Here is a 20,650-nt window from a genome sequence, read left to right on the forward strand (position 1 = left end):
CCTCCGCAATTTTCAAACGATCTATTCAAACAATATAATTGTACCAAAACCGAAAGAGAAGTCAACCGAAAAGCGAACATTTTTTCACAAAAAAACATTTTCGTTCGTAAGAATTATATATTTAACTTATGAAAGCCTTATCTTTCTTATAAAAAAAAAGAAACACATCTTATTATAAGAAATGTGTTTCTTTTTTATACTGCCTTTATGCCGGTGGAGCATGTCCATCCTCAAAACGACGTTCTAAGTTAACGAACTTATTGAACTCTTTGACGAATGCAAGTTCCACTGAACCTACTGGACCGTTACGTTGTTTTGCAATAATAATTTCAATTGTATTTTTGTTTTCCGTTTCTCGATCATAGTAGTCTTCACGATATAGGAAAGCTACAATATCAGCATCCTGCTCAATACTTCCAGATTCACGAATATCAGACATCATCGGGCGTTTATCTTGACGAGATTCTACACCACGAGATAACTGTGATAAAGCAATAACAGGCACTTGCAATTCACGTGCAATCCCTTTTAAGGTACGAGAAATCTCAGATACTTCCTGCTGACGGTTTTCTCCTGATTTCCCACTTCCTTGAATAAGCTGCAAATAGTCAATCAAAATCATACCAAGACCTTGTTCTTGCTTTAATCTACGACATTTTGCTCGAATCTCATTTACTTTAATACCTGGCGTATCATCAATATATATACCAGCATTTGAGAGACTCCCCATTGCCATTGTTAATTTTGCCCAATCATCGGAAGTTAATGAACCAGTACGAAGTCTTTGTGCATCAATATTCCCTTCTGCACAAAGCATACGCATAACAAGCTGATCAGCACCCATCTCCAAACTAAAAATCGCTACATTTTCATCCGTTTTCGTCGCTACGTTTTGTGCAATATTTAATGAAAATGCCGTTTTCCCTACTGATGGACGTGCTGCCACGATAATTAAATCATTTCGTTGGAAACCTGCTGTCATCTTATCTAATTCAGTAAACCCAGTTGGTATCCCAGTAACTTCACCCTTTTGATTATGCAAAAGTTCAATTTTGTCATAAGCATCTACAAGAACATCTTTAATGTTTTGGAATGCTTTTGCATTCGTTTGATGGGATACTTCTAATATTTTTTTCTCAGCCTCATTTAAAAGACCATCCACATCATCTTCTCTCTCGTATCCATCCGATACAATATGAGTCGCCGTGCGAATTAAACGACGTAAAAGCGCCTTTTCAGCGATGATGCGTGCGTAATATTCTACGTTAGCTGCAGTTGGCACAACTTCTGCTAACTCTGCTAAGTAAGAAACCCCACCAACTTCTTCTAGTAATCCTTGATCAGCCATTGCTGATGTCATCATTACTAAGTCGATCGGCTCTCCCTTATCAGATAGCCCAAGCATGACTTCAAAAATCTTTTGATGTTTCGTTCGATAGAACGAATCAGGTACCAATAACTCTGATGCCGAAGTTAACGCATCTTGATCAATCAATATGGCCCCTAAAACCGCCTGCTCAGCCTCTATATTATGCGGAGGGGTACGATCAGCAAGTACATCACTCATACGCAATCCTCCTTACTTAATTTATTTTTATTGTTCACTAACATGAACTTTTACTGTTGCTGTTACTTGTGGATGCAATTTCACAGTAACGTTTGTATAACCTAACGCGCGGATTGCATCGTCCATTTCAAATTTACGTTTATCAAGCTTAATCTTGTGTGATTTTTGCATTGCATCTACGATTTGTTTGCTTGTGATAGAACCAAATAAACGGCCACCTTCTCCAGATTTCGCCTTTAATTCTACAGTTAATTTCTCTAAAGTCTCTTTTAACTCTTTTGCATTTTCAAGCTCTGCTGCTGCATCTTTTTCTTCTTTACGCTTTTGAGCTTCTAAAGTTTTCATACTGCTATTTGTTGCTTCAGCAGCTAATCCTTGTTTTAATAAGAAGTTATTTGCATAGCCATCTGGTACGTTTTTTACTTCTCCTTTTTTACCTTTACCTTTTACGTCTTTTAGAAAAATTACTTTCATGATTGTGTGCCTCCCTGTAAATAGTCATCAATAACAAATCGAAGCTTCTCCTCAGCTTCATCTACTGTAACATTTTTCATCTGTGTGGCTGCATTCGTCAAATGCCCGCCACCGCCTAAGTTTTCCATAATTAGCTGCACATTCACTTCACCTAAAGACCTGCTGCTAATTCCAATGAGATTCTCGCCACGTTTCGCAACAACAAATGATGCAATAATCCCTGTCATCGTTAATAACGTGTCTGCCGATTGCGCAATAAGCACTTGATCGTAGTAATCATCACTATCAACTTTAGCAATCGCAATTCCATTTTTATAAATGTACGCATTTTTTATAGCTTTTGCAACCCGTAAATACTGATCCATATCTTCCTTTAAAAGTTCTTGTACAAGTACAGTATCTGCACCATGTGAGCGTAAATAAGAAGCAGCATCAAATGTACGAGCCCCTGTCCGGAATGTGAAACTTTTCGTGTCGACAATAATACCCGCTAACAATGCCGTCGCTTCTAACATTGTCATCTTTAAATTTTTAGGTTGATACTCAAGTAATTCTGTAACCAATTCTGCTGTTGAAGAAGCATATGGTTCCATATAAACTAGCAATGGGTCTTCAATAAAATCTTCTCCACGGCGATGATGATCAATAACTACTACATTTTCAATTTTATGTAACAGTTTTTGCTCCATCACCATAGAAGGTTTATGCGTATCGACAACAACAAGTAACGACTCATCATTTGCAAATTCCATCGCTTGCTCTGGAGTAATAAAACGAGACCATAACTCCTCATTTTGTTTCACTTTGTCCATCAAACGCTTAATTCCTTTATCGGAATCATTTTCATCTAACACAATATATCCTTTACGCTCATTTAATTGAGCCACTTTTAAAATACCAATCGCAGCACCAATTGCGTCCATATCGGGAGCCCTATGCCCCATAATAATGACATTACTACTTTCTAATACTAAATCCTTTAACGCATGCGAAATGACCCTAGCGCGTACACGGGTACGTTTTTCAACCGGATTTGTCTTACCTCCATAGAACTTAACTTTACCTGTCGCTTGTTTAATAGCTACTTGGTCTCCCCCACGCCCAAGCGCAAGATCTAAACCAGATTGAGCCATTGCTCCAAGCTCTGATAAAGGTAAATCACCTGATCCGACACCCACACTTAATGTAAGTGGTATATTCCTTTTAGATGTTTCTTCACGCACCTGATCTAAAATGCTAAATTTCCCTTTTTCCATCTGCGTCAAAATACTTTCATTTAGCACAACGAAGAATCTTTCTGAAGATGCACGTTTTAAATACGCCCCATACTTAAGTGCCCATTCATTTAGTCGCGATGTCACAAGACTTGTTATATTCGTACGTAATTGATCATCTAATCCTTGTGTAACTTCATCATAATTATCCAAATAGATGACAGCTAAAACAGTCCTTTGATCCTCGTACATCTTTTCGATTTCTGTTTGTTCCGTTACATCAAAGAAATAAATTAACTTTTCTTCTTTCCTTACAAAAACGCGAAACTTTCGATTATTTAAAGAGACTATATCATCAGAAGTTTCTCCTTTAATGAAAAGAAGTAATGTTTCTGATACATCGTAAAGGTGCCATCCAGCTAATGCATGCTGTCCCAGACATGAAGATAAATAAGGATTTGCCCAATCAATCCCATAATCCTTATTGTATAACAAAATACCAATCGGCATTTGGTTAAATGCTTCATTACTTACTTTCTTTACTCTTGTAATCATATCTGTCGTATGCTTTTCGAAATTCCTTTGAAAATTAAGTTCAAATCGTATAACGATAAAGAATACGATACAAAAAATGACAAAAGCAGCTATCCCCATAATTAAATGAAAATAACAGAGAATTGAAATGAGCACAAACACAAAAAATGCCAATACATAAACAGGATATAAAAACCACTGTTTCTTATCAAATTCAGGCATGTATACAACTCCTATAAAGTAAAACTAACTCACCTTCCAGTTAGTTAAACAGATTAAAATAGTATAAGGAATATTATTTTATCCTCCTATTTTAGAACGCAATGAAATCCCTAAGTCAATTATACCTAAGATTGTCACAAGAGGAAACAGCATCGGAATAAACATGCATGCAATAAAACTAATAATAGGAACCCCTTTAGTAAAACCTTTTCTATACGCTAAAAAGGCGATAAATGTCAGACCTTGCAGTACAAGCAATAGTGCAAATATGACATTTAGGTTAGAAAATACCATATGTAAATATGATGTTGGTTCTACTTTTATAAAAGTTGCTAACAAAATAAATATAACGTAATACCAAATGATACTCTTTGGTAATTGTATATCTTTAAATTTAGGCCAAGATATAACGTCATGTTTTAACTTTTTCAAAACACTACCTGATATTATCACTGTAATCCAAGAAAAACATACTGAAACTAGCACAAGTATACTCGGAAGTAACGATTGTAATATATCATTCATTTGTGCAAGTAACTCTTTTTGTTCCTTACTAATCGGCATACCTGTAGCACTTACTATCTTTTCGCTTTTCGCCATACTTTCACTAAATATACTTTGCATTTGCTTCATTATATCTATGTTGAAAAACTTTATACTCGCAACATAAATAAGTACAAAACCAATTAAGTATGCAAGCGTCCCAGCTATTAAGATTTCCACTGGCTTTTTTCTTGTTTTATACATATATCCTAAAACAATCCCTATCAATCCAAACATAATTGTCTTCACTAAATTCATCGGTTGACTCACAATAACAGTAACAAAAAGTGCCGCTACAAAAACCACGAGCACATTAGATAGTTTATGTCTTATCATTAATAGTATAAATGGTAACGGCAACGCAAAAGTTACAACTGTACCCAAAATCGGAACATACATAGATATAAGCAATAACATTGCATATATAGCCAACAACGCGGCACCTTCAGTAATAAATCTTGCTTGTTTCACATTTTAACCTCTCTTTCAAAAAAGAAAAGCATAGCAAAATGCACAGTAGAGTCCGACTCTACTGTGCATTTCATACGCTATTATTCACCAACATATGGTAAAAGTGCCATTTGACGAGCACGTTTAATTGCAACTGTAAGTTTGCGTTGGTATTTCGCGCTTGTTCCTGTTACACGACGAGGTAAAATTTTACCACGCTCAGAAACGAAACGTTTTAATAAATCAACATCTTTATAGTCAATGCGAGTGATGCCGTTAGCTGTGAAGAAACACACCTTACGACGTTTCGCACGTCCACCTTTGCGTCCTGCCATGTCTATTTCCCTCCATTCTTTGTTAAAACTAACAAATTTACTGTATTAGAACGGTAAATCGTCGTCGGAAATGTCGATCGGTTGACCTACATTTGAAAATGGATCGTCATTCTTCGTAAATCCAGAGTTACCTTGGTTACCTGAATTACTAGATTGACCAAATGGGTTAGAGCCTTGGTTACCGAAACCAGCTCCTGATGGTTGCTGATTAAATGAACCACGTTGCTCCCCACCGCCATTACGCGGCTCTAAAAATTGCACGCTTTCCGCAAGAACTTCTGTTACGTATACACGTTTACCATCTTGTCCCTCGTAATTACGAGTTTGAAGACGTCCATCTACGCCTGCTAAGCTACCTTTTTTCAAATAATTTGCTACGTTTTCTGCTTGTTTACGCCATATTACACAATTAATAAAGTCAGCTTCACGCTCACCTTGTTGATTGGCAAATGCGCGATTCACAGCTAACGTAAAAGTAGCTACTGCAACACCATTGGGCGTGTAACGTAAGTCAGGGTCCTTAGTTAAACGACCAACGAGGATAACACGATTCATCAATCGAACCACTCTCCCTTATATATCAATTATTTTTCTTCTTCTTTAACAACGATATGACGAAGGATGTCTTCGTTGATCTTAGCTAAACGGTCGAATTCATTAATCGCTTCTGCGTTAGATTTCACGTTTAAGATCATGTAGAAACCTTCACGTAAGTCGTTGATTTCGTAAGCTAAACGACGCTTACCCCACTCTTTCGTGTTAATGATTTCTGCACCATTGTTTGTTAAAACACCTGCAAAACGTTCAACTAAAGCTTTTTGAGCTTCTTCTTCAACGCCAGGACGAATGATGTACATAATTTCGTACTTTCTCATTACACTTTCACCTCCTTTTGGTCTAAACGGCCCGTAATGGGCAAGGAGCAATTAATTTATAGTAATTACTCACGAGTTTAGATTATATCATAGTAAGTTATATGAATCAACTCACCAATACATAAAAAACTTGGCAAACATATAATATATTTGCCAAGCTCATATCTTTATTTTTCCTAGGAAATATTAAATTAAACGTTAAAACGGAAGTGCATAACATCTCCGTCTTTTACGATATATTCTTTTCCTTCTAAACGTACTTTTCCAGCTTCTTTTGCAGCTGTCATAGAACCGTTTGTCATTAAGTCATCGTAAGAAACTGTTTCTGCACGAATAAATCCACGCTCAAAGTCTGTATGAATAACACCAGCACATTGCGGTGCCTTCATTCCTTGTTTAAATGTCCAAGCACGTACTTCTTGAACGCCAGCTGTAAAGTAAGTAGCAAGTCCTAATAGGTCATATGCTGCACGAATTAATTGATCTAAACCAGACTCTTCAATTCCTAATTCTTCAAGGAATACTTTTTTCTCTTCTTCGTCTAATTCAGCGATTTCTGATTCGATTTTTGCACATACAACGATTACTTGAGAATTTTCATTTGCTGCAAATTCTTTTACCATTTGTACGTATTTATTTTCCGAAGGATCGATAACATCGTCTTCACTTACATTCGCTACGTATAACATTTCTTTTGTTGTAAGTAAATGAAGGCCTTTAACAACCTTCATCTGCTCTTCTGTAAATTCAACAGTACGAGCTGGTTTTCCCTCTTCAAAAGCTTCTTTTAAACGAACTAAAATTTCATGCTCATATACCGCTTCTTTATCTTTTTGTCTTGCTAATTTCGCAACACGCTCGATACGCTTATCAACAGACTCTAAGTCCGCTAAAATTAGCTCTAAATTGATTGTTTCAATATCATCAATTGGATCTACTTTCCCTGAAACGTGCGTAATATTTTCGTCTTCAAAACAACGAACAACTTGGCAAATTGCATCTACTTGACGAATGTGAGATAAGAATTTATTTCCTAAACCTTCACCTTTACTAGCACCTTTTACAATACCTGCAATATCAGTAAACTCGAATACAGTCGGAACAGTCTTTTTCGGTTCTACTAATTCCGTTAATTTATTTAAACGCTCATCTGGTACTTCTACAATCCCTACGTTTGGATCAATTGTACAGAATGGATAGTTCGCAGATTCTGCTCCTGCTTGTGTAATTGCATTAAATAAAGTGGACTTCCCTACGTTAGGTAATCCAACAATCCCAGCCGTTAATCCCATATTTTTCACTCCTATGTCTCAATCTTTCATCATTATAGATAGTAACGAAAAAAATGACAAGTTTCCGCCAAACGAAAAAAAGTAACAGTTACCTACTGTAACTGTTACTCTCCCTCTATTCTTCGTGCTTCACAAGTATTTTTTTCACCTTACGATCAAACTCTCTTCGAGGAATCATTACTGAATGGTCACACCCCTCGCACTTAATGCGGATATCCATTCCCATACGAATAATTTTCCAACGATTCTCGCCACATGGATGGGCTTTCTTCATTTCCACAACATCATACAAGTTATATTCCTTTTGCTCCACTCTCCAAACTCCTCTCCATACTAAATTGCTTTTCCACTAACTAATTCTTCACGATTATATAAAACCATACGTGGATATGGAATTTCAATTCCATGTAAATCAAGACGATTTTTAATCTCTTTACGAAGTGCCCTTGCAATAACTGCATGTTGCATCGGTTCTACTTCAGCAATAACACGTAATATAACTTCTGATGCAGCTAATGTTTGCACACCTAATAATTGAGGTGTTGTTACCATTTTTTCGTACTTTGAAGGTAATTCTACTAATAAATCTTCAATAACTTGCTCTGCTTTCGCAATATCAGCCTCATATGAAATAGATACATCAACAAACGCTACACTATTACTAACTGAGTAGTTAGTAACTTGAACAATACTTCCATTTGGTAAAGTATGAATTTCACCTGTCCAACTCTTTACTTTCGTTGTACGAAGTCCAATTTCTAAAACGACTCCTTCAAATTGACCGATTTTAACATAATCGCCAACCGAAAACTGATCTTCTAACAAAATAAATAAACCTGTAATAACATCTTTCACTAAACTTTGAGCACCAAATCCGACTGCTAAACCAATTACCCCAGCACCCGCTAATAAACCTGATGCATTAATATCAAACACACCTAAAATCGCAATTAGCATAATGAACATAACAACGTACGCTACAATATTTTCAAGTAATTTCGCTACTGTAACTGTACGACGTTCTGAAATTTGAATTGGAGAACGACTTCCCATGCGAAACGCATTTCGTACAACCGCTCTTGCAATTCGCACAACAACTGCACCAATTGTTAAAATAATACATATTTTTAATGTCGCAACTCCAATATGAGCCCAACGATCAGCATCTAATAAATACTGTTTCATAGAATTAAACCACTTCGCTAATAAATCCATGTACCTCTACCTCTCTAGCTAAAATTTCTTTTTAGTTACCCTTATTATTGTATCAGAAGTCCCCTAATTGCTGAAAAAATTTTATGATTTTAATCCTATTTTATCCCCGACATCCAGGTATAAAATGGAACGAATATATATATACTAGTACTATTATTTCCGTTTTCATTCACATTTTGCAAAAATTACGCACTTATAACTTTCCATTTTCCTCACCATATAACATATATTGAAAATTTATTAAAAGGATGGGTGCTTCATGAATATTGGAAGTTTTCGCTTACCATTTTTTGAGAAAGAAACTCAAAACGTTATGCACCAAGATCTAGAAGCCTCCGAGATAATCAGTAATTTCTTACTTACCCATATTCCTATTAAAACTAATATACCACTCATTCTCGTTTGTATCGGCACAGATCGCTCTACAGGTGACGCACTCGGCCCATTAGTTGGTACAAAACTTGAACAAATAGACATCCAAAACCTCCAAGTATTCGGTACACTAGATGAGCCAGTACATGCGCTAAATTTAGAAGAGAAAATTCAGAATATACAGAAAGAATATCCTACTGCATTTATAATTGCTGTTGATGCATGTTTAGGAAAGTCCCAAAATATCGGATCAATCACTACTGGAAAGGGACCTAGTAAACCTGGAGCTGCTATGAATAAGAAATTACCTGCAGTTGGTGATTTGCACATACACGGTATCGTCAATCTAAATGGGTTTATGGAGTTTTTCGTTCTTCAAAATACAAGATTAAGTTTAGTCATGAAAATGGCTGATGTAATCGCACAAAGTATAAAAGAGACGGATCAAAAATTATCCGCATTAAAAAAAGCAAACCATCTATAAATAATAAGATGGTTTGCTTTTTAATTTTTCTGTGCTAATAGTTCTAAAATACGATTTAAATCTTCTTTATTAAAAAATTCAATTTCGATTTTACCTTTTTCTTTTTTCGTCTCTTTAATTTTCACATCTGTGCCAAACTTTTCTCTTAAGAACGTTTCACGTTCTACGAAAAATATATTTCGCTCTTTTTTCACTTTTTTTGTTTCACGTGAAACGTGTTGATTAATCTCTTGGACGATTTTCTCTAATTGACGAACATTTAATCCTTCTTTTTCAATGCGTTTCAATAAGGACTTCAATTGTTCTTCATCTTTTATCGTAAGTAAAGTTCTCCCATGAGCCATTGAAAGTTGACCATTTGCAATCATATCTTGTACGAAAGAAGGTAGGCTTAATAACCTAGTATAATTTGCAATGTAAGGTCTGCTTTTACCAAGACGTTTCGCTAATTGTTCTTGCGTTACATTTAGCTCATTCATTAACATCTGGTATGCTATTGCCTCTTCCATAGGATTTAAATCTTCTCGTTGTAAGTTTTCTAACAAAGCAAATTCCATCATTTGCTGTTCATTTAATTGTCTTACAACCGCAGGTACTTTTTCTAAACCAGCCTCTTTCGCAGCACGAAATCGTCTTTCACCTGCAACAATTTCATATCCTTTAATGCTCTTCCTAGCAATTAATGGTTGTAGAATACCGTGTTCCTTAATCGAAATTGCTAATTCCTGAATCGCCTCTTTATTAAAGTGTTTACGCGGTTGATATGGATTCGGCCTTAATTCAGTTACAAGAATCTCCTGAATTGTTTCCTCTTCTTTCACATCTAAATCAGGAAAAAACACATTAATTCCTCTTCCTAATCCTTTAGCCACCTGCAATCACTTCCTCTGCTAAATCTATATATACTTCTGCTCCTCTTGATTTAGCGTCATACTGCATAATAGGTTTCCCATGACTTGGAGCCTCGCTCAAGCGTACATTACGCGGAATAATCGAGCGATATACTTTATCCCTAAAATACTTTTTCACTTCATCTATAACTTGGATTCCTAAATTTGTACGGGCATCCAACATTGTTAACAATACACCTTGAATTGCTAAATTTTTATTTAAATGTTTTTGTACAAGTCGAACTGTATTTAATAGCTGACTTAACCCTTCTAGTGCGTAATATTCACACTGTACAGGAATAATAACAGAATCTGCTGCTGTTAATGCATTAATCGTTAATAACCCTAAAGATGGGGGACAGTCGATAATAATATAGTCATATTCATCACGAACTGGCTGTAATGCTCTTTGCAAACGTACTTCCCGGGAAATAGTCGGTACCAATTCAATTTCAGCACCAGCTAATTGAATTGTAGCGGGTAGAACATCTAAGTTTTCAGTTGCGGTTTTCTGTATAACCCCTTGAACATCTGCATCTTCCACAAGAACGTTGTAAATACATTGATCTAATTCAGATTTTTCAATTCCCACACCAGTCGTTGCATTTCCTTGAGCATCAATATCTACAAGAAGGACTTTTTTACCTACTTGCGCCAATCCAGCCCCTAAATTAACAGATGTTGTTGTTTTTCCAACACCGCCTTTTTGATTAGCAATAGCAATGATTTTTCCCATGATGTCACCTACTTTCAACCTTTCTATCTTATTCTAGTAACAATTACGTTTATTGTAACATGAAATAAAACTTTTTCTTTTACGTCCTTTATTAAACTTCAAAATTTATTTCTAAACTCCTTCTTCATTTAACAAGAAAATATAGTAAAAGAGACCTCTCCAATAGGATAAGGTCTCTAGCACGTCATTATTATTTTTTCTTTGGAATTTTAATTGTAATTTGATAGTACTCATCAAATTCTTCTTCCTCAGAATTAACATTCAAACCACTTTCAGTAACCATTTGTAAAGATTGTCTAATTGTATTCATAGCAATCCTCGTATCTCGACTTACTGCTTTTTGCTTTGCCTTACGCTTCGGTTTCGCTTCCTCTAGTAACTTCGCAATTCGTTCTTCTGTTTGCTTTACATTTAGTTGTTTCTCCACAATTTCCTGTAAAACTTTCAGTTGTAATTCCTCATTTTTTAAAGGAATGAGAGCGCGGGCATGACGTTCTGTAATGCTTTTTTCTAATAATGCACTTTTTATTTCTTCAGGCAACTTTAACAATCGCAACTTATTTGCGATTGTAGATTGTCCTTTTCCAAGTCGTTGTGCCAATGCTTCTTGTGTTAAATTATGTAACTCAATCAGCTTTTGATATGCCACAGCTTCCTCGATTGCCGTTAGTTCCTCACGTTGCAAGTTTTCAATTAAAGCTACAGAAGCTGTCTCTGTATCATTTAAGTTCTTTATAATTGCAGGAACCTTTTCCCAACCTAACTTTGTTGCCGCGCGAAAACGTCTTTCTCCAGCAATAATCTCGTACTTATCATCCTCATATTGCCTTACAACAATCGGCTGAATAAGTCCATGTGTACGAATTGTTAATGCTAGCTCATCAATACGCGCATCATCAAAAACTGTTCTTGGTTGATAACGGTTAGGGGTAATATTTACTATCGGAATTTCTTGTATTTCTTCATATACCTTTTTATCTATCTCTTCATGGCTTTCGTCTTGTAATTCGAATTCGCTCTCTTTATCTCCAAAGCCAAATAAACGAGAAAACGTATTTTTCATACATATTCCACCACCTTTTAGGCCTATTGACTATTCTCCATAAAATGTTTCCTATGAAACATTTACGTTTTCATTTATATAATTTAATCTTACGTCTAATAAGATTTATTTTTCAATAGGTAATTTATTGGGTGTTCCCGGTTTGCGTGGATATTTCTTTGGTGTCTTGCGCTTTTTCTCGATTAATAAAATATTACGTTCACTCTCTTCAAACGGTAATTGGAACGTAGACATCTCTTTTAACTCTCCGCCTAGCACCTCTAAAGCATACTTGCCATTTTCAATTTCTTCGTTTGCTGCTGCACCTTTCATTGCAATGAATGTTCCTCCAACTTTTACAAGCGGTAAACATAGCTCACTTAATACAGAAAGACGCGCAACTGCACGTGCCATTACAATATCGTATGATTCACGTACACCTTCTTTTTTCCCAAACGTTTCAGCACGATCGTGACAAAATGCAACATCACTTAATTCTAACTTTTGTGCTAAGTGATTTAAGAAATTAATACGTTTTTGCAACGAATCTACAATTGTTACTTTTAAATGCGGGAAACAAATTTTTAAAGGAATACTTGGGAATCCAGCCCCTGCACCAACATCGCAAATTGAGAATGGTTTTGAAAAATCATAATAAAAAGCAGCTGTAATGGAATCAAAAAAGTGTTTTAAATATACTTCTTCTTTTTCTGTAATAGCCGTTAAGTTCATTTTTTCATTCCACTCTACTAATGTTTCAAAGTAGATTTTGAACTGCTCTAACTGTCTAGAAGAGAGGGTGATTCCCTTCTCTTCTAGCATAGATTGAAATTGTTCTATGTTCATCTAGCAATATCTCCTTACTATTTATTGGTTCGATACGCGTGCAATTTTTCCTTGTTCTATATACACAAGTAAAATGGAAATATCCGCTGGATTTACGCCAGAAATACGTGAAGCCTGCCCCATTGAAAGTGGACGAACATCTTTCAATTTCTGTCTAGCTTCTGAAGCAATGCTAGAAATCGCATCATAATCAATATCTACAGGGATTTTTTTATTCTCCATTTTCTTCATACGCTCTACTTGCTGTAAAGATTTTTCAATATATCCTTCATACTTAATCTGAATTTCAACTTGTTCTTTAACTTCATCACTTAATTCTACTTCACTTGGTACTAAAAGATGAATATGCTCATATGTCATCTCTGGACGACGTAATAAGTCACTTGCACGTATTCCATCTTTCAATTCACTTCCGCCAATATTGCGAATTAATTCTTGAACTTCAGGACGTGGTTTAATAATAATGCTGCTTAAACGTTCCTTTTCCTGTTCAATTTGTAATTTTTTATTTGTAAATCGCTCATAGCGCTCTTCTTTAATTAATCCAATTTTACGACCAACTTCAGTTAAACGAAGATCAGCATTATCGTGGCGTAATAATAGACGGTATTCTGCACGAGACGTTAATAAACGATATGGTTCATTTGTACCTTTCGTTACAAGATCATCAATTAAGACGCCAATATAAGCATCCTCGCGACCTAAAACAACTTCTTCTTTACCTAAAGAACGGCATGCTGCATTAATTCCAGCCATAAGCCCTTGTCCGGCCGCCTCTTCGTAACCAGAAGTTCCATTAATTTGTCCTGCTGTATATAAATTTTTAATCTTTTTCGTTTCAAGTGTTGGCCATAGTTGTGTTGGCACAATTGCATCATATTCAATTGCATAACCTGTACGCATCATTTCAACATTTTCTAGGCCTGGAATTGTTCTAAGCATGTCACGTTGTACATCTTCTGGTAAGCTTGTGGATAAACCTTGTACATATACTTCTTGTGTATTACGCCCTTCTGGCTCTAAGAAAATTTGATGACGTGGTTTATCATTAAATCTTACTACTTTGTCTTCAATAGAAGGACAGTATCTAGGACCTGTTCCTTTAATCATACCAGAATACATAGCTGAACGATGTAAATTTTCATCTATTAAACGGTGTGTTTCTGTACTTGTATATGTCAACCAACATGGAATTTGATCCATAATAAATTTCGTTGTTTCAAAAGAGAATGCACGTGGCTTATCATCACCTGGTTGAATTTCTGTTTTACTGTAGTCAATTGTATTACTGTTTACACGAGGAGGTGTCCCTGTTTTAAATCTCACAAGATCAAATCCAAGCTCCTCTAAATGCTCAGATAATGTAATAGACGGTTGCTGGTTATTTGGACCACTTGAATATTTTAAGTCGCCCATGATAATCTCGCCGCGTAAAAATGTTCCAGTTGTAATTACAACTGTTTTTGCTGTATATTCTGCACCAGCTTGTGTAACTACCCCTTTACATACACCTTCTTCAACGATTAAACGCTCTACCATTCCTTGGAACAACGTTAAGTTTGGTGTTTCTTCAATTGTTTTCTTTAATTCATGTTGGTAAGAGAATTTATCAGCTTGCGCTCGAAGTGCACGTACGGCTGGTCCCTTACCTGTATTTAGCATACGCATTTGAATATGAGTTTTATCAATATTACGTCCCATTTCTCCGCCTAATGCATCAATTTCACGAACAACAATCCCTTTTGCTGGTCCACCAACAGAAGGGTTACATGGCATGAATGCTACCATATCCAAGTTAATTGTTAACATTAATGTTTTTGAGCCCATTCGTGCTGCCGCAAGACCAGCTTCACATCCTGCATGACCTGCACCGATTACTATGACATCGTATGAACCGGCATTGTATCCCATTGTTTATTCCTCCTAATAATCTCTATCTTTCTACAACTTCACTATATTATTTTCCTAAACAAAATTGAGAGAACAACTGGTCAATTAAGCTTTCATGCACTGTGTCCCCAGTAATTTCACCAAGTATTTCCCACGTTCTTGTTAAATCAATTTGTACCATATCAATTGGTACACCATTTTCAATCGCCTCAACTGCATCACCGATTGTTTTTCCTGCTTGTATTAATAATCCAATATGTCTCGCATTAGAAACATATGTCATATCTGCAGAATCGATTGTTCCTTCAAAGAATAAATCAGCTATTGCCTTTTCGAGTTCATCTATTCCTTGTTCCTCAATTAAGGATGTTGTAATAACACGATTTCCCGCGGCTAACTCTGTAACACGTTCCATATCAATCGCTTGCGGTAAATCAGTCTTATTCACAATAACAATAAAGTCTTTTCCTTGTACCGCACGGAATAGATCTTCATCCTCATTTGTTAAAGCCTCGCTATAGTTGACAACAACTAATACCAAATCCGCTTGGCTCATCATTTCTTTTGAACGTTCCACACCAATTCGTTCAACAACATCTTCTGTCTCCCGAATACCGGCTGTATCTATAAGTTTAAGAGGTACACCACGCACGTTAACGTACTCTTCAATAACATCACGAGTTGTTCCTGCAATATCAGTTACAATTGCCTTTTTCTCCTGAACAAGACTATTTAATAACGATGATTTCCCAACGTTAGGTCTACCGATAATTGCTGTAGCAATACCCTCACGTAAAATTTTCCCTTGTTTTGATGTTTCTAATATTTTTTCGATTTCCGAACGAACATGCGTCGCTTTCTCAATTAAAATATTATGTGTCATCTCTTCTACATCATCGTATTCTGGATAATCTATATTTACCTCAACATGAGCTAATGTTTCTAATATTTCTTGACGCAAAAGACCAATTAATTTAGATAATCGCCCTTCCATTTGATTAATTGCTACATTCATCGCACGATCTGTTTTTGCTCGAATCAAATCCATAACAGCTTCTGCTTGTGATAAATCGATACGTCCATTTAAAAAAGCACGTTTTGTAAATTCGCCCGGTTCTGCCAATCGTACTCCTTGTGCTAGAATAAGTTGCAATACTTTATTTACTGAAACAAGTCCACCGTGACAGTTAATTTCCACTATATTTTCACGTGTAAAAGTCCTTGGTGCGCGCATAATAGACACCATAACTTCTTCAATAACTTGATTTGTATCTAAATCAACAATATGACCATAATGAATAGTGTGAGAAGGAACCTCTGTTAAATCCTTCCCCTTAAAAATACGATTAACTTTCTCAACCGCATCATCCCCACTTACTCGAACAATGGCAATTGCACCCTCTCCAAGCGCTGTGGAAATCGCAGCAATTGTATCAAATTCCATGTCCTTTCACCTCACTTGCTTATTTATCTCTATTTCAACATGATTATTTCTTTCACTAAATTATTAGGATACCATAACGAACCTATCTACAAAAGAAGAATAACTCATTTTATTATATCCCCATGTAAAAAACACTAAACTTATTCACAGTGGATAAGTTTAGTGTTTTTTAGTTATCCACATCTATTTTTCGCTCAAAAAAACCGGCACTCATTTGAGCAACCGGTCATTTAGGAGATATTACAACATGCCGATGTGGTTCATTTCCTTCAGAAGTTGTATTGATACCTTGATGATTTGATAATGCCTGATGAATAATTTTTCGTTCAAAAGATGGCATCGGTTCTAAAATAACTCTTTTTTTCGTATTAAATACTTGTTTCGCTAATCGATAAGAAAGTGATTCTAACGTACTTTTTCTTTTACTACGATAATTTTCAGCATCTAGTGTAATACCGATATACTGCTTCGTGTTACGATTCGCGACAAGTTTTGTTAAATACTGTAAAGAGTTCAATGTATTACCTCTTTTCCCAATTAAAACACCTACATTATCACCAGAAATTGTAAATTCAATTTCGCGTCCTTTTACAATTTTACTAATCTCAACTTCCACACCCATATCGTGAATAACATTTCTTAAATATTCTTCACATTCTTGAATTGGATCTTTCTTCAATACAACTTCTACTACTGCAGGACGATTCCCAAATAAACCTAAGAATCCTCTTTTACCCTCATCGACAATATTTATATCTACTCGATCTTTTGATGTATTTAATTGCCTTAAAGCATCCTCTACTGCCAGCTCGACTGTTTGTCCTTTAGCAGTAATTACACTCACTTGCTTGAGCCTCCAGCTTTGCTAGCCTTAATTTCTGGCCCTTTGATAAAGTACATTTGAGCAATACCAAAGATATTACCAACAACCCAGTAAAGTGATAATGCGGCTGGGAAGTTAATTGCAAAGATTAAAATCATAATCGGCATAAGCCAAAGCATCATTGCCATTTGCGGATTTTGACCAGCTGTTCCTGCCATTGCAAGCTTTTGCTGAATAAATGTCGTAATTGCTGCAACGACCGGTAAGATATAGAACGGGTCTGCATGTCCTAAATCGAACCATAAGAAACTATGTTGTTTAATTTCAGCTGTTCTCATAATTGCATGATAAAAAGCGAACAGAATTGGCATTTGAATAAAGATTGGTAAACAACCAGCTAATGGATTTACACCATTTTTTTGATATAACTGCATCATTTCTTGCTGCAGTTTTTGCTGTGTCGCTTGATCTTTAGAGCTATATTTCTCTTTTAACTTCACCATTTCCGGTTGTAACGCTTGCATCGCTTTCGTACTCTTCGTTTGTTTAATCATTAGTGGTAATAATGCAAAACGAATGATAAGAGTTGTAATAACAATTGCTAAACCGTAATTACTGTTAAATAAGTCGGCAAAATACGTGATTAACTGAGAAAGCGGATATACGAAATATTCATTCCAAATCCCAGTACTTTTCGATGTAATCGGCTGACCCGTTTCACTACAACCGGTGGCAATTGCCATTAATGCAACGACCATGGCTAGTAAACCTAATTTCTTTTTCAAAGCCTACTCCTCCTTGTATCGGTATGTATATAGTGTAATTCATTTCCTTACGCTACTTTTTTATTCTTTTCATACCAGAGCGTTTAAAGACATGAATTAAGCTTTTCTTTACTTCTTCATATGTCATCTCTGCACAAGGCTTCCTTGCTATTATAACAAAATCTTTCCCAGAATCTATCTCATCTTTTAACTCTGTAATAGCCTGACGGACCATGCGCTTAATTCGATTACGAACTACTGCATTTCCAATTTTCTTGCTAACAGAAAGGCCGATGCGAAAGTTTGGCTGTTCTTCTTTATCTAATTGGTATACAACAAACTGACGATTCGCATTTGATTTTCCTTTTTGAAAAACCGCCTGGAATTCATCATTCTTCTTTATACGATGTTTTTTCTTCATATCAATTGACACTCCTGTATTTCATCAGCGGAAATTCACTATTATTAGAAAAAAAGACCACTGAACGATCAGTGGTCTACGCAGATAATACTTTTCTTCCTTTACGACGACGAGCTGCTAGCACTTTACGTCCGTTCGCTGTGCTCATACGGCTGCGGAAACCATGTACTTTGCTGCGCTTACGTTTATTTGGTTGGTAAGTTCTTTTCATTATATGACACCTCCCTGAGGAATATCTGTTAAAGACAGTCCTATAAATTATAGTTAATCAACTAGGAAAATGTCAATGGTTCTAGAAATTTTCATCAAATATTCATTTTGAACCTATTCACATACTTTTACACAGTACCTATATTTCCTTGTGGATAAATGTTTTTTCACGTTTTTTATATCCACAAACTTTTTTCGCACTTTTACACAGTATATCGTGTTGTGGACAAGTTTATTCCACAAGGTATTGATTTTGTGGATAACTTTCTTAAATTCATTGCTATAGCCACTTTTTTTTGATATTATAGTTGTGTTTTCACTTTGAATAAGTTTTCCACACCTTTATTTTATCCACAGTTTGTGTATAACATGTGGACAGTTTTAATCACATGTGGGTAAATAGTTGTCCACATTTGCTTTTTTTGTCGAAAACCCTATCTCATATACAAACGACGTTTTTAGGTTTTAAAATACGTTTCGTATAAATATACATTTTATATTTATTGGGTTGTACATTTGTTGCGCAACCTTATTCTTTTACCATCTTAGTAAAGGAGGGACACCTTTGGAAAATATCTCTGATTTATGGAATAGTGCCTTAAAAGAATTAGAAAAAAAGGTAAGCAAGCCTAGTTATGAGACATGGTTAAAATCAACAACGGCTCATAACTTGAAGAAAGACGTATTAACGATTACAGCTCCAAATGAATTTGCTCGTGACTGGCTAGAATCTCATTACTCCGAACTAATTTCAGAAACACTATACGATTTAACAGGGGCAAAATTAGCAATTCGCTTTATTATTCCTCAAAGTCAAGCTGAAGAGGATATTGATCTGCCTCCAGTTAAGCCGAATCCAGCACAAGATGATTCAGCTCATTTACCACAGAGCATGTTAAATCCAAAATATACATTTGATACATTTGTTATCGGCTCTGGTAACCGTTTTGCCCATGCAGCTTCATTAGCTGTAGCCGAGGCGCCAGCTAAAGCGTATAACCCACTCTTTATTTACGGGGGAGTTGGGCTTGGAAAGACGCATTTAATGCACGCAATTGGTCATTATGTAATTGAACATAATCCAAATGCAAAAGTTGTATATTTATCATCAGAAAAATTTACAAATGAATTTATTAACTCTATTCGTGATAATAAGGCTGTTGATTTTCGTAATAAATATCGCAACGTAGATGTTTTATTGATAGATGATATTCAATTTCTTGCTGGAAAAGAACAAACTCAAGAAGAGTTTTTCCATACATTTAATGCATTACACGAAGAAAGTAAACAAATTGTAATTTCTAGTGATCGACCACCAAAAGAAATTCCGACTTTAGAAGATCGTCTTCGTTCCCGCTTTGAATGGGGGCTTATTACAGATATTACGCCGCCAGATTTAGAGACACGAATTGCGATTTTACGCAAAAAAGCAAAAGCTGAAGGGCTTGATATACCAAATGAAGTTATGCTTTATATCGCAAATCAAATTGATTCAAATATTCGTGAATTAGAAGGTGCACTTATCCGAGTTGTAGCTTATTCATCTTTAATTAATAAAGATATTAATGCTGATTTAGCAGCTGAAGCACTTAAAGATATTATTCCAAATTCTAAGCCAAAAATTATCTCTATTTATGATATTCAAAAAGCTGTCGGGGATGTTTATCAAGTGAAATTAGAAGATTTTAAAGCGAAAAAACGTACCAAATCAGTTGCGTTTCCTCGCCAAATTGCAATGTATTTATCGCGCGAGCTTACAGATTCCTCTTTACCAAAAATAGGTGAAGAATTTGGTGGACGTGATCATACAACAGTTATCCATGCCCATGAAAAAATCTCTAAACTACTAAAAACCGATACGCAATTACAAAAGCAAGTTGAAGAAATTAATGGTATTTTAAAGTAGTAGCTGAATAGTGTGAATAACTTACCTTGTTTTACGCACAGTCTATCCACATGTAGATAGACTGTTTTTACATCCTTTATAGGGGTTATCCACATATCCAC

Annotated in this window: 22 protein-coding genes; 2 read left to right on the forward strand and 20 right to left on the reverse strand. The window is 35.7% G+C overall.

Annotated elements, in window-relative coordinates; all coding sequences use genetic code 11:
• Positions 1 to 205: 205 nt before the first annotated feature.
• The 10 genes from dnaB to ABWK52_RS06965 all read right to left on the reverse strand — a co-directional run bounded on the left by dnaB (position 206) and on the right by ABWK52_RS06965 (position 8,721).
• Entirely contained in the window at positions 206 to 1,567 is a 1,362-nt protein-coding gene (dnaB, locus tag ABWK52_RS06920) for a replicative DNA helicase (protein ID WP_001286148.1), read from the reverse strand.
• Between the two features lie 27 nt (positions 1,568 to 1,594).
• Positions 1,595 to 2,041 (reverse strand): 50S ribosomal protein L9, encoded by a 447-nt coding sequence (gene rplI / locus ABWK52_RS06925; RefSeq protein ID WP_000864228.1) that lies wholly within the window; start codon positions 2,039 to 2,041, stop codon positions 1,595 to 1,597.
• The gene (locus tag ABWK52_RS06930) at positions 2,038 to 4,011 is read right to left on the reverse strand and encodes a DHH family phosphoesterase (RefSeq protein WP_001113788.1); all 1,974 of its coding nucleotides are present in this window, start codon (positions 4,009 to 4,011) and stop codon (positions 2,038 to 2,040) included. The genes rplI and ABWK52_RS06930 overlap by 4 nt, the downstream gene beginning before the upstream one ends.
• A gap of 78 nt (positions 4,012 to 4,089) precedes the next feature.
• The gene (locus ABWK52_RS06935; RefSeq protein ID WP_000806422.1) at positions 4,090 to 5,025 is read right to left on the reverse strand and encodes a YybS family protein; all 936 of its coding nucleotides are present in this window, start codon (positions 5,023 to 5,025) and stop codon (positions 4,090 to 4,092) included.
• Positions 5,026 to 5,105: 80 nt separating this feature from the next.
• Positions 5,106 to 5,339 carry a 30S ribosomal protein S18 gene (gene rpsR, locus ABWK52_RS06940; protein WP_000918873.1) on the reverse strand — a complete coding sequence of 78 codons (234 nt, stop codon included), beginning with the start codon at positions 5,337 to 5,339 and terminating at the stop codon, positions 5,106 to 5,108.
• A gap of 45 nt (positions 5,340 to 5,384) precedes the next feature.
• Positions 5,385 to 5,897: a single-stranded DNA-binding protein gene (gene ssb, locus ABWK52_RS06945; RefSeq protein WP_000981966.1), complete on the reverse strand. Its 513-nt coding sequence runs from the start codon at positions 5,895 to 5,897 to the stop codon at positions 5,385 to 5,387.
• 26 nt (positions 5,898 to 5,923) lie between these two features.
• The gene (gene rpsF, locus ABWK52_RS06950; protein WP_001233778.1) at positions 5,924 to 6,214 is read right to left on the reverse strand and encodes a 30S ribosomal protein S6; all 291 of its coding nucleotides are present in this window, start codon (positions 6,212 to 6,214) and stop codon (positions 5,924 to 5,926) included.
• A 191-nt stretch (positions 6,215 to 6,405) separates the two neighbouring features.
• The gene (ychF, locus tag ABWK52_RS06955) at positions 6,406 to 7,506 is read right to left on the reverse strand and encodes a redox-regulated ATPase YchF (RefSeq protein ID WP_000524672.1); all 1,101 of its coding nucleotides are present in this window, start codon (positions 7,504 to 7,506) and stop codon (positions 6,406 to 6,408) included.
• Positions 7,507 to 7,621: 115 nt separating this feature from the next.
• Positions 7,622 to 7,819, reverse strand: a complete 198-nt coding sequence (locus ABWK52_RS06960) for a DUF951 domain-containing protein (RefSeq protein WP_000435485.1) — start codon at positions 7,817 to 7,819, stop codon at positions 7,622 to 7,624.
• A gap of 20 nt (positions 7,820 to 7,839) precedes the next feature.
• The gene (locus ABWK52_RS06965; protein ID WP_000364815.1) at positions 7,840 to 8,721 is read right to left on the reverse strand and encodes a mechanosensitive ion channel family protein; all 882 of its coding nucleotides are present in this window, start codon (positions 8,719 to 8,721) and stop codon (positions 7,840 to 7,842) included.
• A gap of 259 nt (positions 8,722 to 8,980) precedes the next feature.
• Between ABWK52_RS06965 and yyaC the strand changes: the two genes are divergently transcribed.
• Entirely contained in the window at positions 8,981 to 9,577 is a 597-nt protein-coding gene (yyaC, locus tag ABWK52_RS06970) for a spore protease YyaC (protein ID WP_001020715.1), read from the forward strand.
• 20 nt (positions 9,578 to 9,597) lie between these two features.
• On the opposite strand, the gene spo0J is transcribed toward yyaC, so the two are convergent.
• The 10 genes from spo0J to rpmH form a co-directional block, all read right to left on the reverse strand.
• Positions 9,598 to 10,449, reverse strand: a complete 852-nt coding sequence (gene spo0J, locus ABWK52_RS06975; RefSeq protein WP_098507844.1) for a stage 0 sporulation protein Spo0J — start codon at positions 10,447 to 10,449, stop codon at positions 9,598 to 9,600.
• Positions 10,442 to 11,203 (reverse strand): sporulation initiation inhibitor protein Soj, encoded by a 762-nt coding sequence (gene soj / locus ABWK52_RS06980; protein WP_000516114.1) that lies wholly within the window; start codon positions 11,201 to 11,203, stop codon positions 10,442 to 10,444. Before soj ends, spo0J begins: the two co-directional genes overlap by 8 nt.
• 190 nt (positions 11,204 to 11,393) lie before the next feature.
• Positions 11,394 to 12,266, reverse strand: coding sequence for a nucleoid occlusion protein (noc, locus tag ABWK52_RS06985; RefSeq protein WP_000799016.1), 873 nt, complete (start codon positions 12,264 to 12,266; stop codon positions 11,394 to 11,396).
• A gap of 105 nt (positions 12,267 to 12,371) precedes the next feature.
• Positions 12,372 to 13,091, reverse strand: a complete 720-nt coding sequence (gene rsmG, locus ABWK52_RS06990; RefSeq protein WP_001019628.1) for a 16S rRNA (guanine(527)-N(7))-methyltransferase RsmG — start codon at positions 13,089 to 13,091, stop codon at positions 12,372 to 12,374.
• 21 nt (positions 13,092 to 13,112) lie between these two features.
• Positions 13,113 to 15,002, reverse strand: coding sequence for a tRNA uridine-5-carboxymethylaminomethyl(34) synthesis enzyme MnmG (gene mnmG / locus ABWK52_RS06995; RefSeq protein WP_000541055.1), 1,890 nt, complete (start codon positions 15,000 to 15,002; stop codon positions 13,113 to 13,115).
• A gap of 46 nt (positions 15,003 to 15,048) precedes the next feature.
• Entirely contained in the window at positions 15,049 to 16,425 is a 1,377-nt protein-coding gene (gene mnmE / locus ABWK52_RS07000; protein WP_098507846.1) for a tRNA uridine-5-carboxymethylaminomethyl(34) synthesis GTPase MnmE, read from the reverse strand.
• A 226-nt stretch (positions 16,426 to 16,651) separates the two neighbouring features.
• Positions 16,652 to 17,269, reverse strand: coding sequence for an RNA-binding cell elongation regulator Jag/EloR (gene jag / locus ABWK52_RS07005; protein ID WP_000111516.1), 618 nt, complete (start codon positions 17,267 to 17,269; stop codon positions 16,652 to 16,654).
• Positions 17,266 to 18,033 (reverse strand): YidC family membrane integrase SpoIIIJ, encoded by a 768-nt coding sequence (spoIIIJ, locus tag ABWK52_RS07010; RefSeq protein ID WP_000727737.1) that lies wholly within the window; start codon positions 18,031 to 18,033, stop codon positions 17,266 to 17,268. The genes jag and spoIIIJ overlap by 4 nt, the downstream gene beginning before the upstream one ends.
• Positions 18,034 to 18,085: 52 nt before the next feature.
• Complete coding sequence (gene rnpA, locus ABWK52_RS07015; protein WP_000726621.1) at positions 18,086 to 18,433, reverse strand: ribonuclease P protein component; 348 nt, start codon at positions 18,431 to 18,433, stop codon at positions 18,086 to 18,088.
• Between the two features lie 76 nt (positions 18,434 to 18,509).
• Positions 18,510 to 18,644, reverse strand: coding sequence for a 50S ribosomal protein L34 (gene rpmH / locus ABWK52_RS07020; RefSeq protein ID WP_000831901.1), 135 nt, complete (start codon positions 18,642 to 18,644; stop codon positions 18,510 to 18,512).
• Between the two features lie 564 nt (positions 18,645 to 19,208).
• Here rpmH and dnaA point away from each other — a divergent pair.
• Entirely contained in the window at positions 19,209 to 20,549 is a 1,341-nt protein-coding gene (gene dnaA / locus ABWK52_RS07025) for a chromosomal replication initiator protein DnaA (RefSeq protein WP_000428017.1), read from the forward strand.
• Positions 20,550 to 20,650: the final 101 nt, after the last annotated feature.

It is taken from the genome of Bacillus sp. AP50 (assembly GCF_040492675.1).
In the GTDB taxonomy this organism is placed as follows: domain Bacteria; phylum Bacillota; class Bacilli; order Bacillales; family Bacillaceae_G; genus Bacillus_A; species Bacillus_A cereus.